A 16,097-nucleotide genomic window follows, 5' to 3' on the forward strand; every position below is an offset into this window, starting at 1 on the left:
CATCGCGATTGAAGATTCTGAGATTTCCGGACCCAGAGGACGTTATTCCCAATTTTTTGGCCTTTGGAGCAGAGTTTCGGACTCCACTGACGCTATCTCATATAAAAAGACTCATATTGAGTGTTTTTTGTGGGAATAGCTGCTATACAGTCCGCTAGGATGCAAAATATGGACCAATGACGCGTTTAAGGTCAGCTGTGTCCGATGGGCTTGGTATGTGCAAGTGTTATTGGATCAAACGAAGCAAAGTAGGGATGCCCAACAGCCACCTTTAGCTTATTAGGACACCCCTGTTAAGTTTATTACGTTACTCGCTCTAACCAATAAATTCTTGAACCCACTCGCTGTTATAGTAACCTATTCCAATTTCTGTGAAGCTGCTATTCAGGATGTTGGCACGATGACCAGGACTGTTCATCCATTGGTTCATTACTTCTTCTGCGCTCGACTGACCTTTGGCGATATTTTCCCCTGCTGAATTGTATGAGATCCCGAATGCTTTCATCATATCAAACGGAGATCCATACGTAGGAGACTGATGGTCAAAATAGTTATTGTCATACATATCCTGCGCTTTAGCCAAAGCCATTTTCGAAAGTTCGCTATTTAAGCTAAGAGGCTTCAAGCCTGCATTCGTTCTTTCTTTATTCACCAGATCCAATACTTGCTGTACCGATTGGGATGTATTGGTGGATGGTTGTGGATTTGCAGACTTCTGTGGGACAGCAGAATGTTGCGGATTTGCAGAATATTGTGGTTTGGCCGATTGCTGCGGATACGTTGTTTGATCTGTTGTGCTTCCTGTAGGTGGATTGGTACGGATGAACCCATCCAGCCATTTCGTTACATCGCCAGGAACTTGTTTAGTCTTAATTGTTGAATTCCCTGCATTCTCCGTGGAAATGGAAGATGCTTGCGTTAAAGTTGAACTTGAGGCAGTTTTACGAGCATGATTGTCAACCTTCGTTTGTTGAGTTGTCATTTGGTTGTTGGCCGAGTTATTACCCGAACAAGCAGTAACGAGTAATAGCGCTACTATTACGATAAATGGTTTAATAAGAACCCCTCCTGATTTGGCAAAGTAGTGACTTAATCGAATAAAGTTTTTGTAAAGTACCCCTGATTTATTCATCCCTAATTCAAAAATATAAAAAGCAAAAAAGTCCACTCGCAACATGGTTGCTGTGGACTTAATCTTAGTGGATATTTTAGATGCGTCGATATAGTTACATTTATAGTAATTTATAGAATTTTTTACTAATTAATGTTATGCTTTGTTAAGATCATAAAGTATAACATCAAATAAGATTTGGACAAACAAGCTTATAGAAATAAGCAGGCGTTGTTAGGTAAATAGATACTTTTAGATTACTTAATGTAATGTGATTGCAAAATTATTACAAGGAGTGATCATGCTATGTTAGAAGGTATCTCGATAAAACAAGTCTCCATTTATTGTCCTGAAAGAGTGATTAACAACCAATATTTTATTGACCATTTTCAAAAGCAAGGTATAGATATTAAGCGGATTCTTAAAAAGACAGGCAGAAAAAACCGCCATGTTATTGAAGGAACGAAGGAGAACTCGTTGACGATGGCGATTAATGCCGCTCAACAGGCAATTGATGCTGCATCATTGAAATCTGCAGATATAGACCTGATTCTTTTTTCTAGCTCAACTCCGGAATATTTATCACCTACGAATTCATTGCTTATTCACAAAGCTATCAAAGGTAAAGATGATACGCTTTGCTATGACTTGAATGGTAATTGTATAGGAATGTTTATTGCGGTTGAACAGGCTGCTCGTACTTTATACGATGATCCTGATAGAGATAGAGCGTTGGTTATCGGTTCGGATTTTTTAAATTTATGGGCTGATCCTTCACATCCAATAACATATTCAATTTTTGGCGATGCCGCCGTAGCCCTCATTTTAGAAAAAGATCATTCAGAGAGTGGATTAATTGACGTAAGGTATCTTTCGGACAGCCGTTTTACAGAAGAAATTGTGTACCCCGCTCAAGGATTGGCTAAGTCTTTGCGTGATGGGGCTGAACACCGCTACTTACACTGGGGGAGATTCAGCGGAATAGACAGTGTACGATTTGCGGAAGCATCTATTGTTGAATTATTGAACAAACATCACCTAACATTCGAGGATATACAAGTTTTTTGTTTTTCACAATTTACATTGGCTAATATTAAATTACTTCAAGCTAAGCTGAACCTGGATCAACATAAAATTATTTATGTAGCCGACGAATATGGCTATACAGGCACAAGCAGTCCCTTTCTGGCCTTATATTGTGCTATTGAACATGGTTTGATCAAACGTGGCGACAACTTATTATTTTGGACATTGGGGTCAGGTTATCAAGCCGGTTCAATGTTATGGCGTTATTGACATGGGGCTCCATTCATTCATCCTATCACTATCGAAACTCCACAATACACTAACAACAATCCCATCAGTATATTAAATTGACTTCTATATTTAGATATCATTTTTTTGAAAAGAGAACCACATAAACACCAACTAAAAGTGCCCATAAAACCGATGAAAGCTAAGACTATAGAGTAACTCAATAAGTTAAAATAGGAAGAATGAGAGGTAAGAATAAATGTAGATGTAACTGTGATTCCATATAATATCCCTTTAGGATTAATAAATTGTAAAAGCATACCCGCAATAAAACTGTTGTGTTTATCGCCACTTCCATCACTTTCTTGATGTTTACTTGTAATAATTTTAAATGCTAAATAAAACATGTAGACTCCGCCTATCACAGCCATAATAGATTCAATCTTAGGGATATAATTAATCAGAAGTATATTAAAATAGCAACATAACAATATGATCACGAAAAAACCTGTGCCCACTCCTAAACAAAATCTCATTGTTTTTCGTAAACCAAACTGGTTTGCAAAAGTCATTGCCATAATGTTATTAGGTCCCGGAGTAAAGCTAGCAACAAATGCATATAAAAACAAAGAAACAATCACTGAATTACACCTCGTTGTATGTTATAATGTATTCATCAGACGCTATAACGTCCTTATGTGCGTTTTATTGTATATCCTGGTCGTTATAAAGTAAATAGGAATAGGAGAATTACCGTGGAAGAGATAAATCAAATCATTGCGGAGAATATAAAAAAGATTAGAAGAAGTAAAGATTTAAGCCTGGAAAAGGTGGCAGAATTAACAGGAGTAAGCAAAACAATGATTGGTCAAATCGAAAGAGGCGAATCGGCACCTACCATTACAACCATTTGGAAGATCGCCAATGGATTAAAAACTTCATTTTCTGCGCTGATAGATTACCCAAAGCCTGACACAAGAGTCGTATTAAGAAATGAAATTCAACCACTGCTTGAAGACAACGGAAAATATCGGGTGTACCCATCTTTCCCATTTGATGAAAGCAAACGATTTGAGGGTTATACAGTTGAGATAGACAAAGGTGGATACCTTGATGCCAATCCACATATGGAAGGAACTGAAGAATTAATCACTGTATTTGATGGTGAATTGTCTTTGCGTGTCAATGATAATGAATATCTATTAAAATCTGGTGATTCTATCACGTTTAACGCAGACAAACCCCATGTATATTATAATCCAGGACAATCATTGACCCGTTTAAGCATGATCTTATATTATTCTAGTTAGCAAAAAAACCAAGGTTCTTAAACCTTGGGATCAAATCTTACTATGATAACCTGCGGAGATAACGCTCAGCCTCCCCATTATGAACCGTCCAGCATTAACTTATAAACCTTACCGTCTTTTGCATATTCATTATTAAAAAGCAGGGCATCCCCTTCTCTTTTCAGGAATTTCAGATTGTCTCCAAAAAAAGGAAGGTCGTTTGTTTCGGCATATTTTTGCTGCTCTACGTCAAGAAGTGCCTTGTACAACAATGTTTTGGCACCTGTTTTACGATCTATCATCATGAGGAAACCTTGCTGATTGGACCGAATCAGCAGAAAATCCTCGTCCATTCCCTCCACTAAATAATTATCCGAATTACCACCTAGGGTGTTCAGATTAATCGTCTCCGTTACGTTCCCTGTTCCATCTTCAATTAATCGTAATATTTTCCCATCGGTAAGCAGGAGCTGATCGCCAGCTATTTTCACATTGTCACCATAACGAAGATGATATCCTACACTTGCGTGGCGAATGACCATTCCATCCTTAATAATCATCGTATACCATTTATTATTGATATGTGGTTCTCCGTAAACATCTGTTACGGTTAGATAGATTAGACCTTTCGGCGTCTTCTGAAAATCGAATTGAACAGCATCGAATAACTGCGAACCAAGGTTCGTTAGCAAGCGAGTTTGTCCTGCGGAATCTGTTAGATATAAACCCCCTGTTTTTTTATCCACTGTATAAGTAGATCCAGCAAATTGTGCGCTGGCACTAGCATAGTTCAATAGCCCAGTTGCTGTATATATCCTCTTCGTCGCATCCCAGCTGACCGTTGTTCCTCCTAATGAATTTACAAGAAAACGGGCAGGTACATAGAGTTGACCATTAATTTCAAAAGGAACACCTTCTACACTTACCAATTTACCATCAAGGACCCCCTGTTTACTTCCAATACGAACGGCTATCTTTTTTCCCCATCCAGTAAACTCCGCTCTTTGATGCGATTTATCCCATACAACCTTAAGTCCTGCCGCTTCCCAGTGACTGGCTGAAACATAAGTAATCCCATCCTTTACTAGTGCAGCGCTCGTACCTTTCCCGCCTCCATCCATAATGAAAGTGAAGTAAGCGGGCAATGCCGCATTCGCAACTGGAGCAGCAAGCAATGATGCAACAAGTATTGGAGCTAGCAACCATCTTTTATCCATATCTTGATCAACCTCCATGTTAGAAAATCATAAATTCTTCATAGGGTATAGACGCAGTTTAATTCCAAAGGTTCCTAGAAGTTAACAATAATAGTAAATTATAAGATCAAAGTCTCTCCTTCTATTCATCCTCTCATCTGCCTCTTTTTCTCCCATTTCGTTGTTCCCCCAAGAATCTGTGAAAATTTTCTCATATATTGATAGGGAGGTTGGCGCCAAACCTTAAACAAAAAAAATTGAAAGAAGGCAATTACAATGGCTTTAGGTTGTGATACAGCTACAAATGTAACAGCAGCAAGATTAACTACACTTAAAAATAATAAATTCACATTCGTTTGCCGATATTTAAATCGCGTGGAAGGATACCAAGATGGTCTCACCTCAGCTGAGATTACACGGATTTCAGATGGGGGATTATATATCATATCCCTTTATCAAATCAGCAAATCGCTCGATCATTTTACGAAAGCCAATGGGATTAAAGATGCTGAAACGGCTGTAGGATTAGCAAGTGATTTGGGACAAACCAGCAGCACTCCGATTTATTTTGCGATAGACCGCGATATGACCTCTACCGAAATCACAAACAATATAGTACCTTATTTTCAAGGCATAAAATCAGTGCTAGACAGCAGTACTAAAAATTCCAAAGGCTATAAAATGGGTATCTACGGATCACGAGCAGTCTGCTCTCATATTCGAGGCACTAATTCCGCCACAACACGTTACACCTTCATCGTAGATAATGACTGGCAGGGAACCTTCGAGGATTGGAACCTGCGACAATATAATTTCAACACTGAGGTAGGAACAAGCACTGGCAAAATCAACGTAGACTATGTAGAGTCCTCCTCACATAGCGGTGGAGGCTGGAAAAAGTAATTTATTCCACTTTTATCGGTGACGAGGCGTCGTACGAAAGCAGATTATGATAGATTCAAATAAAGTCTCGTTATTATAAAAATAGTAAAAAGACAACCAGGCATGGATTATCCGATTAATGGAGAAGCTCTGCCTGGTGTTTTTGGTTTGTAGCGGTTTGTTTAAGCAGATATTCATAAATCGTAGCTATCCGACTTTAATGTCTTCTTTGGGCAACCCTCGGAGAAAAATCCATAGAATTTTCCAATGTCCAGCCGAATTACGATCGAGCATCCATTCCACACTGACAGCAACTCGCTTTCCTCACTGATAGCAGCTTGCTTTCTTCACTGACAGCAGCTTGCTTCCGCTATCCTCTCCCCGTATATTTTATCGCTGTAACTTTATGCAACCTATGAGATAACTGCACTTTATACACTTATTTCGTCTGTAAAAGGCTAACTTCTCACTTTAACTGTATTCTATACAATTAAAAATCACAGTTATCAGCTTTAGCGGCAAAAAACTAAAAAATAGCTGTACAAAATACAACTATCTTCATGAGCGAGTTTTTCGAGCGAAAATAGCTGTACAAAATACAATTAAAAGCCGCTACATATTAAATTCGTCCGCTCTCCATATAAAAAAGGGGCGAGATCTTTGTAGATCACCCCCTGCTCCACTTGCTCCTATTTAGAATCGCCTATTTGATCATATGCTGGATCATACGTCCACTTCAGGCCGTTGTCCTTACTCGACAGATAGATGGTACCTACAGTGTTGCCCTCTTTGCTGAGCAGAATAGGATACAATCCTTCTTTTCCATTAAAAATAGGTGAAAGCGGCGTTTTTTGATATTCATTAAAGGATTCCGGAAGGGATACCACGAGTTTTTCCCATGACTGTCCCTTATCTTTGGTCCAATAAATAACAGGCCCATTATCTTCATAATATCTGAACCCTAAGAATCCGATATCCTTGTTAGAAAACCCTGCCCCGGCTAAACTTTCCGCGTATAAATCGTTAGGATTTCCAAGCTCCGTCCATGTCTTCCCGCCGTCAGAGGTCTGGTATACATAATTTAATGAGCGTCCCACGCCTGCAGAACCTCCGGAGACGATCCATCCATTTTGTTTGTCAGTAAACCCGATGAATTTGGCGTCATAACCCTTTGCACCTGCAATGTTGTAGTTATTCCACGATTTCCCCATGTCATCACTGATTAATACATGTAGAGGGGATTCTTTACCATCCGCAAATCCATATACAATTGCAGTTTTGTCCTCGGAGATATAAAATCCGGTATCCGCTCTCCCCATCCCCATTTCTGTTCCAGTCGTATCAAGTTTTAAAGGCGTTTGCGCTTGGATCTCCCCTTTCCGATAGGAGACAGAGACATTACCATCCTCGTCCATGGAATACGCATTCCCAGCGTCATGCACAACCACTTGTTCGCCACTAGAGCTGTAGGAATAGATAGTACCTGGTTTGAGCGCGGTATCTGTAGATTGGCCGGTTAGGTTGGTACAGGCTGCTAGCACTGCTGTTACACTAACCACCATTAAGACCGCAAGAAATGCGCCTACTCCATTTCGTTTTTCTTTCATATTTAAAATACTGCCAAATCGCTGCTTCATCGAGTGTTTTCCTCCTGCAAAATTCGTTGATAAAGCTACATGCCGTGTAGCATTACTTTGCATAACCGATAAAATGGCTTCGCAGTATTTCTTTCGATATGCCGCATTTTGCTTACGTACAACGGTGTCATCACAATAAATTTCAATTTCGCGGACAGCTTCGCGTGCCATGAACCAGACCAATGGATTAAACCAATGCAGTGCCTGCACAATCAGTAGCAGTAGCTTATATATGATGTCATGCCTTTTGTAATGGACCAGCTCATGTTTTAAGATAAACTCCAGCTCTTCGTCACTATATTGATCATGCGGCAAGAATAGTGTTGGCTTGTAAAAACCCATTAGCATCGGATTCGGAACTTTACTGCTTATCAGAACCGGAATCGCGGGTGTTACATGCATTTCTTTAGCGACTTGTTTGAGCTTGGCGAACATATCCTCTCTCTGAAGAGGGCTGCTCCAACGTAATACCTGTTTTCTGAAAAAGAAATAACTCAGCAAATGATACCCTAAAAAAAGCACAGCTCCAGTAACCCAGATGTAAGCAAAAATATTAATTATAGAAGGGATATGGCTTACATCCCCTGTCTGGACCGGCTGAGAGATTACTGGCGTATCCGCCTGCAAATTCTGGGACACTGAGCTTTGAAAGACAGTTGCTATGGCCTGACCTTCGGGTAGGTGAATCGCCACAGGAGGATTGGTAAACGAAAAGTTGAATGGCAACAATAACCGCAGGGTTAGGATCAACCATATCCAATAGCTCAACTTAGCCGAATAATGTTTTCTTAACAAGGGAGTTAATGTGATTAAGCCGATAATAACTAAACTAAGGGTCACAGAAATAACCAGAAAATCTGTAAAAAGACCTGTTATCATCAGGATTCCTCCTTATCTACTCTATCGAGCATTTCCCGCAACTCAGCAAGATCGCTTTTATCAATCGCCTTCCCGTTGTATAAGGACATCACCATATCCTGCACAGAGTTGCCAAAAAGCTTTTCAAGGGTAGACTTCCCTTCGCTCTCTTTATAATCTGTCTCAGAAATTGCAGCGAGATAACGGTTGCTCCGCCCTTCTTTTTCGCAAGATAGAAAGCCCTTTTCAACCAGCCGTGACAGCACTGTCATCAAAGTTGCAAGCGCCCACTTACGTTTATCCCCCAGTTGATTCAAAATATAAGAGGAGCTAACCCAACTCTCGGCTCGCCAAATCACCAGCATAATTTCCAGTTCAGCATCTGGCAAGCGTTTGATTTTGTTATTCATCCATATTTCTCCTTGTTATACATTTGTGTAATACATTCATTATACAAACGTGTAATTAAAAAGCAAGCACATTATTTCTAAAATATGTATACATTCTTAGACGTTTATTATTTTAATAAAGGTTTCACAAGTCCAGTAGCAAATAATAAATAGAACCCTAGGAATTTTTATAAGATTCCAACAATGATAACCAACGCACACTCAGCTGAAATTTATAACTATTTTGGAAACTAAGTGATTGGTCTGCATTATTCTTAAGTAAGGAGGCAGGTTATGAAAAAATTTAGTATTCTATCATTTTCACTGATAATTTTACTAATTTTATTATTTGTATTAGTCAGACCCACGCAAAAGATCGTAAGTGTCAATCTTGCATCCGAAACAACAGAAATTACTTATACTGACCGTGAAAGCCTTCAAATCTTCGAAGATGCTATAAGAACTGTAAAAAAAGTACGCGGGTCTGTTGATGTGGGTGAACCGACTTATCGAATGACCGTTACCTACGCTAATTCAAAGGTGGTCGGATTCAGCCTTTATATGGATTTTAAAACGAAAGATGGTTTCCTGATTAAAGCTAGCAATAGCGAAAAGATGCTGGATTTAAGAAATAAGAATTCGGTTGAGCTAGCTGATCTGTTAAGTAAAAAAAAGGAAGATTAAAATTTGGAAACTCAATCTAAAAATAGGCATGGTTATCATACAAATGTAAAAACAAGCCATCCTTTAGTACTAACTAAGGATGGCTTGTTCGTAATTATATTATTTTCCTGCGCTTCAGATATACTGTCCCGCTCCGCTCAGAGCGCTGCAATTCTCTGCTGGATGCGTGGGAATAATGCAAAGGCATTCTCATAAAATACTTTCTCGTGGTGCTGCTCAGGCACAAGCCGGCGGACGAACTCCGCATACAGGTCAATAGGCGCGAGTGGCCAATCGGTACCGAACAACATTTTTTCATAGTGATCAGAGTACACCAACGCCCGGCGAAAATGATCCATAAACAGGGTTTCATTCATGAACCGCTCAAAATGAGGCCGGTCACCAACAACGAGACCGGACAAATCGGCATAGACGTTCGGATTCTTGGCGACCACTTCGGCAGCATCCATCACCCATGGATCGCCTAGATGGCAGATCATAAAGTTCACGTCGCGCCGTTGGAACGCCAGTTCGTCCACGGTAAGCGGATGCGCATACTTAAGCAATCCATTCATCGAATACGTATCACCGGTATGAATAACCACAGGTGTGCCGTACTTGGCGGCCAGCTCATAGATCGGCGAGTAGATTTTGTCATAAACGTAATGATGATAGTACCCGGCATAGAGCTTAATACCAGCTACCTCAGGAGCTTGCAGCCGTGCCTCAATTCGGTCCAGCTCATCCAAAGCATCCTTTCCTCCGAGCATATTCGGATTAATGCCCACGCATTCCATTAAGAATGGCGGCACACTGGCTTCCAAGTCGAGTCCCATCGGATTGGGAGAGGCAGAGTCAGGGAAGGCTCCCTTCGTCTGCTCCGTGACCCCCATACCAATGCCGAGAACAACGTCGTTCTTGTCAAACTCCGCTTTGAGCCCAGCAGCTGTGTAATCAACTTTGGAGAGGTCCAGTGCTGTCTGATGAAAGCTATCGATGTCCGACAGATGAATGTGAATATCAATGATTGGCATTTATAGTCTCCTTTTTGTCAGAAGCACTAGCAAAGGTCACCTTCATAAGATTACGAACTGTCTCTGGATCCAGAGCGAGCTCTCCCATGATCATGAAGGTCGGCTGTGTCCAAGCGGTTTCTCCGTTCAGAAGTAGTAGATGGTGATTCACACCATATGTGAATACCTTATTGTTCACGTAAGACATAGCTCTCTGATTAGGATAACTATGCACCACATGCAGCATGTCTTTACGTGAACTTGCACCGATTCGGATAAGCCCCTTGGATTCCAGATGGGCTTCGACCTTCCCGATAGGGAAGTTGCCTTCCTCTGGGAGCTCCATCCAGCCTTCCGAATAGATTGGTGAAGGCTTAAAGTAACTATCCTCGGATAGCGAATAATGCGGTAGCGTCATTCCACTTTCATTGGTTACTGAAATCAACACACAGAGCACAGGGACTCCGGGCAGCATAAGGTAATGCTGATTGATCGTGATCCCCCGGTTTGCTTCCTGCTTCTCCATCGAAGTGGTCAGTCTCAATCCCTTCCAGACGTTGCCGTGATCATCCATCTGCTCCGTCCAAGCTGCGCTTCTTGGCTCCTGCAACCGGCTAAATCCGCCTATGCCAGAAATCCCCACACCGAGTCCACCATGCCAAGGATTCCACCAGGAACGTGGTTCAGCTTTGGGAAAGGTGCTGTCCAGCCACTCTTCTCCTTGGTGCTTCAAGGAATGCACAACGCTGCCGAAATCAGGAGCAGCTGCAATAGATAGAACTCCGTTGCTCACTGTGTAAATGGGACCCGCAGGTCCTTCTTCTATCCCACAAACAACGCTTGTTTCCGTTTGTGGAAACCAGAGGCCTGTTCGCTCTTGAATGCGATCCTCACCACGATAGACGACCCGGACCTTACGGCCAGATTCGTTGTGTTCTGGTGATTCTGTATCCTCAGTAGAGAGTTCAAAACCAGCGGAGTGCAAATTTTGTCCTCTTTGCAACTCCATCTCAGCGACACTTCGCTCCTCTTCTCCATCAGCCTGTACATACAATTCAAGGCTTCCATCAAGCGGTGTCATCTTTCGTTCGATTAGCTCGGCATGAAGTGCCCCTGCCGCAAAAGGATTTCCACCGCCGAGCGTTAGCTCAAGATGGTCATCCAACACCGGTATGACCGAATTCTGCTGTTTTAGGGCAAAGGCGCGGAATTCCGACCACTTAAGGAAGGTGTTAAGAGCAAACACCATAGTTTTTGTCCGTACGACATCTCCAGCGGAGATTCGGCCAAGATTATGCTCCAGCCCAAGCGGGTATTCCGGGCGAAGCAATTTTAGCGAAGGATCCCAGCAGATTCCGCATGTGACGTTCTCTTCCTTGCAGAACAACCAGTTCTCCGTAATTTGTGCACTGTCCCAAAGACTTGGATCGCCTGAGTAAGCGTCGCCCATGTCCACGTATTGGCCCTGATATGGTAAGATGAGCTGTTTACCGAAAAAGCCGAAATTCGTCAACAGATACATGTCTTCTTCCAGGATATCACTATTGGTATTGCAGACCTCGCTATAAAACTCAGCGATTCCGTTGGCAAATAGCTTAGCCACTCTTTTTATCTCAAGACCCGGAAATTCTTCCGACTCGTAAAGAGCTTCGAGAACCTGACTCTCCCCTTCAGAATAGATCTTTACTTCTTTGGCCTGTTTCTTAGAGAATTCTTCTGCGAATGGCTTGCCTAACTTCGGATGGGTCAACCAGAAATTATGGCTCGAGCCGGGATATTCAATCCACATTCCATTGTCGGTATTATTAAGATGAATAGAGTAGGCGCCATTCACCGCCACCCACTGATCCCCGTTTTCCCCACCAAAGCGGCCATGCGTTCCCTTCATTAGAACGGATAGCTTGCTGATAAAGGTGACTGCCTTCTCTCCAACCGGAACGGCTGTTACCTCAATAGCCTGTGAATAAAGACCGTATGAATTTAGGGTAAAGGGTACTTGAATAGAAGCCTTACTCTTAGCTGGAACAGTAAAGCTTACTGTACGATCCGCCCACATCAGGAATTCGTCTTCGGGCAAATCAAAAGAAAATTCTGCTTCTGCAGCAAAATTATTCTCCACATTAAGGTACAGTTCCGAAGGAAGACCAAGATACAATTCCCGGTGTGGCAGCGCTATCTTCATTTTGAGTGGGAATTTAGGAGCAACGCCAATGCGGAATTCAGCACGCTTGCCACCGATGATCCACTTGCTAAAAACAACAGGGTGTGTCTTCTTATCATTTTGCTCTTCCCGAACCGAATCAAGCTCAAAATCACCTTCCACGATAACCGTTTCACCTGGTGCTAATGTTCGCGCAGCAGATAGAGCAAACCGGATATTTTTATCGTTCTGGCCTTCGATCTCAATGGCCAGCTCAGACGTCGAACGATTCTTGATGCGATAGCGAATCTTGTAGGTCGAACCAAACACAAGATCATGATCATCAATTTCCGTAGAGATTTCATAGTCTGGTGTATCAAGAGCGGTCAGACCGCGGCCAGTCTTCTCGAATTCCGCCCGCAAGGAGAGTTTTCCCTTTTGCCAAGTGTAATCAAAGAAGTCAAAGCCACGCTCCTGGCGGCCATCTGGCTGGATGGGAAGTTCACGGGTACTGTCTGCATACCAATCCAGTTCTTCAAAATAAGGAGCAAGTGCTTCCGTTTGCAGTACTGTTGGAATGAAATTCATCAGATGGACGTAATCTTCATTTTTCTCCCAAAAAAATCCGCATTTCTTATACATCGGTACGGCTTTCGTATTACCTGCCCAGGTGAACAGATCAAGACGTGGCCAGCCCGCTTCTATTGTTTGGCGAACAGCGTTCAGAATCAGATTGCGGCCAACCTTGTATCCGTGATAATCGGGGCGTACATTCAATAGCGGGACATACAAAGCCCCTTCATCTTGACGGTAGTGGGCGAAGCTGCAGAAGCCGACTACCTCTTTGCCATCAACGGCAAGAAAGGCATTAAGATTGGACGAGATCTCCATCTCACGGCGCACACTGTCCTCAGTTCTTTGATTGGTGCCTCCGCCCCAGCTTTCGTTGCTGCGGTTCCACATTTCTGCGACTGCCCCAGCATAAGAAGAATCGTATTCGATAATGCGGATTTGTTCCGCTGTAGTATTTACAGTCATGCTTTCATCTCCTTATTCCTCAAAAAAATATGAGTATGTATTCGTATAAAGTTATTGTGGATAACCTCTCTACAACATATTGAAATAACTCCTACGAGTTCTTATTATACTATTAACTGGAAGCTCAATACGAGGTAAAAAACTCTTTCTCCTTATTTTCTACATAAACTCACTGCCAGCAGAAAGCTACAAAAAAAGCTGTCGAGTCACCCTCGACAGCCTGAAGCTGCTATTAGGAGCAGCCTTTCTTCTTTAACAACTCTCCACACGATCCGCCGCTCTTTTCTTCATATTAGCGAGACCTACAATACATATCAACAGTACGCAGATAGAATAAGGAAGCGCCATATTAACGGTGTATAAGGCCGTACCTATAACTGGCCCTATGAATGACCCGCCACCTTGCAGGGCCGCAATAAAGGAAGCAACGCTTCTTTGCTCATGGTCTTGAACCGCCATTGAAGCACCCGCACTGTAGCCGAGCAGTGTAAAGCCGATGCCAATACCCAAGAATGTAAAGTCTACATACGCAAATCTGATGAACAATAACAATCCCAGCAAGCCTAAGGCAACAAATAAGAGTCCTACGAGCAGCACTTTTTTAGGATGCCATTTGAGATACTTACTGATTACAATTTGCGAGAGCACTACCATTATTCCCGAGATCGCCAGCCCCATTCCAATTAACTGAGTGGCTTGCTGAGTACTGTAACCCAAGCTATCCTGCACAAAAAATCCGATAGTAACCTGCACGATATTCAGAGCAAACGAAAGCAAAAGTCCAATCCACAAATAGAGGCGTATACGTCGATCATTGGGGGAAAGTGAAATCGCCTGCCGCTCAATCTCAATATTCTTTTCTTTAGGAATAAACACCAGAAACAATATAGCCAAGGTGAACAATAAAATAGCTGCCGCGTACATTGGTGAGGTCAGGCCCAGTGAAGCCATTCCTCCACTCATTGCGGGTCCTACTACGAAACCAAGACCGTTGGCCGCTCCGAATAATGCCATTCCTTGTGTACGGGTTTCTTTTGTACTCCAGCCCATAACATAAGCTTGTGCTAATGCCGGAATTCCTCCAAAGAAAAAGCCAGCGATTGCGCGAAGTAAAAAGAAACTCCAAAACAGACTCTCTTTACTCTGTGCATTTACTGCATAATCAGCCAATAGTGCAAAAATGATGAGTGTCGCCATATAGACGAACATAATCGAAGCAAGCAGCCACTTTCGGCTCATAAACGTTTGTTTTTCCCAGAAATATCCTCCGAGTAGCCAACATAACCCCGCCACCGATACTAAACATCCTGATTGAATATCACTCAGCCCCAAATTTCGCGCAAGCGGACCAATAATCGGATTAAAAGCAGCTATTGAGATCATTCCTGTAAGTACGATTAGAAACATAATACCCCGTCTGTATTTCATAAAATTCCCTTCTCCTCTCAAGTAAACCAGAAACAATATACGATTCGTTATAATCGCTGTGTTTATGGTACTATGCATGGAAGTCAGGCCTCTACCTCTTGGCGGATTACTTTACTGGTTAGCGGGATTTATAGTAGAACAAACAAAAAAACCTGCTCTTAAGAGCAGGGTTAGAGATGTTAATCCACCGTTCCAACATTCTCCAAGTGTAATGAGCTTTCGGAGCTGACGCCTGCTTCCGTACTCAGAGTAGTAAGTGCTTGTTTTAGATCCTCTTTATTCACATAGACATACGGGCTCTTCCAAAGAGATTCTACATGTAAGGAATTAATATGCTCTGGTTTAAGTTTAGGGAAGTTGAATAACCACTGCTGCAGATCTGCTTGAGGAATATCCGTCTTCACATTTTCACCAATGATATCCAATACATTTCCCCATTGGGACACACCTTGGAAGTTTCCTAGCTTATCCAGAATCTGCTTGATTACTTGCTGCTGCCGATCATTACGCTGGAAATCGGAGGATTCAGCCGTTCCTTGATTCGATTTACGGTACCGCACAAAATCAAGAACTTGTTGGCCATCCAGTTTCTGCAAGCCTTTCTTTAAATCGATGTGTGTACCATCTGCCGTATCGGTATATTTCATATCCATATCGACATCTATAGTCAGTCCGCCAAGCAAATCCACGGTCTCCTGCAACACATCAAAATTCACCACAACCATGTGATCAATCGGCAGACCGAGCAAATTGCTGAAAAACTCTTTTGTATTCGGAATAGCCTCTGTTTTGTCTTTTATGTAATGATAAGCATAATAATAATTGGCTTTACGGGAAGGTAACGATTTAGGTTTTAGCAACAAATCCCTGGGTAAAGATAAGAAACTCGTCGATTTCGTGTCCGGATTGAAGCTGACAAGCATCAGAACATCGGTATTCATTACCCCACCGCCACCGTCCCGGCTATCTACCCCGGCAAGCAGAAAAATCATAGGTTCAACCGATACCGTCTCCTTTTTTTCCTCTGGAGCAGCAGTGGGTTGTACGGTGACTGGAGCTGCCATACGCTGTATCGCATCATCCGTCTTTTTGTATAAATACCCTGCATATACTCCAATCCCTATAATAGTTGCGCCTAAGACAAGACCAATGCTCGTCAGAATTTTACGGGTTGTTGTCCACTTGCGTTTGTTAGACAT

General features: G+C 42.2%; 13 protein-coding genes. 4 read left to right on the forward strand and 9 right to left on the reverse strand.

Annotation, left to right across the window (positions count from 1 at the left end; genetic code table 11):
* Window positions 1–316: 316 nt before the first annotated feature.
* Window positions 317–1,168: a CAP domain-containing protein gene (locus NST58_RS20810; protein ID WP_248548574.1), complete on the reverse strand. Its 852-nt coding sequence runs from the start codon at window positions 1,166–1,168 to the stop codon at window positions 317–319.
* 249 nt (window positions 1,169–1,417) lie between these two features.
* Here NST58_RS20810 and NST58_RS20815 point away from each other — a divergent pair, with 249 nt between their 5' ends.
* Window positions 1,418–2,407: a ketoacyl-ACP synthase III gene (locus NST58_RS20815; protein ID WP_076127253.1), complete on the forward strand. Its 990-nt coding sequence runs from the start codon at window positions 1,418–1,420 to the stop codon at window positions 2,405–2,407.
* 17 nt (window positions 2,408–2,424) lie between these two features.
* Here NST58_RS20815 and NST58_RS20820 read toward each other — a convergent pair whose 3' ends face one another.
* Window positions 2,425–3,006 carry a LysE family transporter gene (locus tag NST58_RS20820; protein WP_339244090.1) on the reverse strand — a complete coding sequence of 194 codons (582 nt, stop codon included), beginning with the start codon at window positions 3,004–3,006 and terminating at the stop codon, window positions 2,425–2,427.
* Window positions 3,007–3,120: 114 nt separating this feature from the next.
* Between NST58_RS20820 and NST58_RS20825 the strand changes: the two genes are divergently transcribed.
* On the forward strand, window positions 3,121–3,675 hold the full coding sequence (locus tag NST58_RS20825; RefSeq protein ID WP_076127257.1) for an XRE family transcriptional regulator: 555 nt from the start codon (window positions 3,121–3,123) through the stop codon (window positions 3,673–3,675).
* A 77-nt stretch (window positions 3,676–3,752) separates the two neighbouring features.
* Here the strand turns inward: NST58_RS20825 and NST58_RS20830 are convergent, their stop codons facing one another.
* Window positions 3,753–4,871 carry a copper amine oxidase N-terminal domain-containing protein gene (locus tag NST58_RS20830; protein WP_175617282.1) on the reverse strand — a complete coding sequence of 373 codons (1,119 nt, stop codon included), beginning with the start codon at window positions 4,869–4,871 and terminating at the stop codon, window positions 3,753–3,755.
* Window positions 4,872–5,126: 255 nt separating this feature from the next.
* Here NST58_RS20830 and NST58_RS20835 point away from each other — a divergent pair, with 255 nt between their 5' ends.
* On the forward strand, window positions 5,127–5,753 hold the full coding sequence (locus NST58_RS20835; protein WP_076127258.1) for a glycoside hydrolase domain-containing protein: 627 nt from the start codon (window positions 5,127–5,129) through the stop codon (window positions 5,751–5,753).
* A gap of 668 nt (window positions 5,754–6,421) precedes the next feature.
* Here NST58_RS20835 and NST58_RS20840 read toward each other — a convergent pair.
* Window positions 6,422–8,248 carry a M56 family metallopeptidase gene (locus NST58_RS20840; protein ID WP_339244092.1) on the reverse strand — a complete coding sequence of 609 codons (1,827 nt, stop codon included), beginning with the start codon at window positions 8,246–8,248 and terminating at the stop codon, window positions 6,422–6,424.
* Window positions 8,248–8,637, reverse strand: a complete 390-nt coding sequence (locus NST58_RS20845; protein ID WP_036688814.1) for a BlaI/MecI/CopY family transcriptional regulator — start codon at window positions 8,635–8,637, stop codon at window positions 8,248–8,250. The genes NST58_RS20840 and NST58_RS20845 overlap by 1 nt, the downstream gene beginning before the upstream one ends.
* Before the next feature lie 273 nt (window positions 8,638–8,910).
* Here NST58_RS20845 and NST58_RS20850 point away from each other — a divergent pair, with 273 nt between their 5' ends.
* The gene (locus NST58_RS20850) at window positions 8,911–9,300 is read left to right on the forward strand and encodes a hypothetical protein (protein ID WP_076304545.1); all 390 of its coding nucleotides are present in this window, start codon (window positions 8,911–8,913) and stop codon (window positions 9,298–9,300) included.
* Between the two features lie 137 nt (window positions 9,301–9,437).
* Here the strand turns inward: NST58_RS20850 and NST58_RS20855 are convergent, their stop codons facing one another.
* From NST58_RS20855 to NST58_RS20870, 4 genes are all read right to left on the reverse strand, one after another.
* A complete protein-coding gene (locus tag NST58_RS20855; protein WP_076304544.1) occupies window positions 9,438–10,313 on the reverse strand; it encodes an amidohydrolase family protein in 876 nt (291 codons plus the stop codon).
* A complete protein-coding gene (locus NST58_RS20860; protein WP_339244094.1) occupies window positions 10,300–13,470 on the reverse strand; it encodes a GNAT family N-acetyltransferase in 3,171 nt (1,056 codons plus the stop codon). The genes NST58_RS20855 and NST58_RS20860 overlap by 14 nt, the downstream gene beginning before the upstream one ends.
* Before the next feature lie 252 nt (window positions 13,471–13,722).
* Window positions 13,723–14,898 (reverse strand): MFS transporter, encoded by a 1,176-nt coding sequence (locus tag NST58_RS20865; RefSeq protein WP_076127267.1) that lies wholly within the window; start codon window positions 14,896–14,898, stop codon window positions 13,723–13,725.
* A gap of 179 nt (window positions 14,899–15,077) precedes the next feature.
* Entirely contained in the window at window positions 15,078–16,097 is a 1,020-nt protein-coding gene (locus NST58_RS20870) for an LCP family protein (protein WP_076182929.1), read from the reverse strand.

It is taken from the genome of Paenibacillus sp. FSL R10-2796 (assembly GCF_037965315.1).
Taxonomy (GTDB): domain Bacteria; phylum Bacillota; class Bacilli; order Paenibacillales; family Paenibacillaceae; genus Paenibacillus_AQ; species Paenibacillus_AQ odorifer.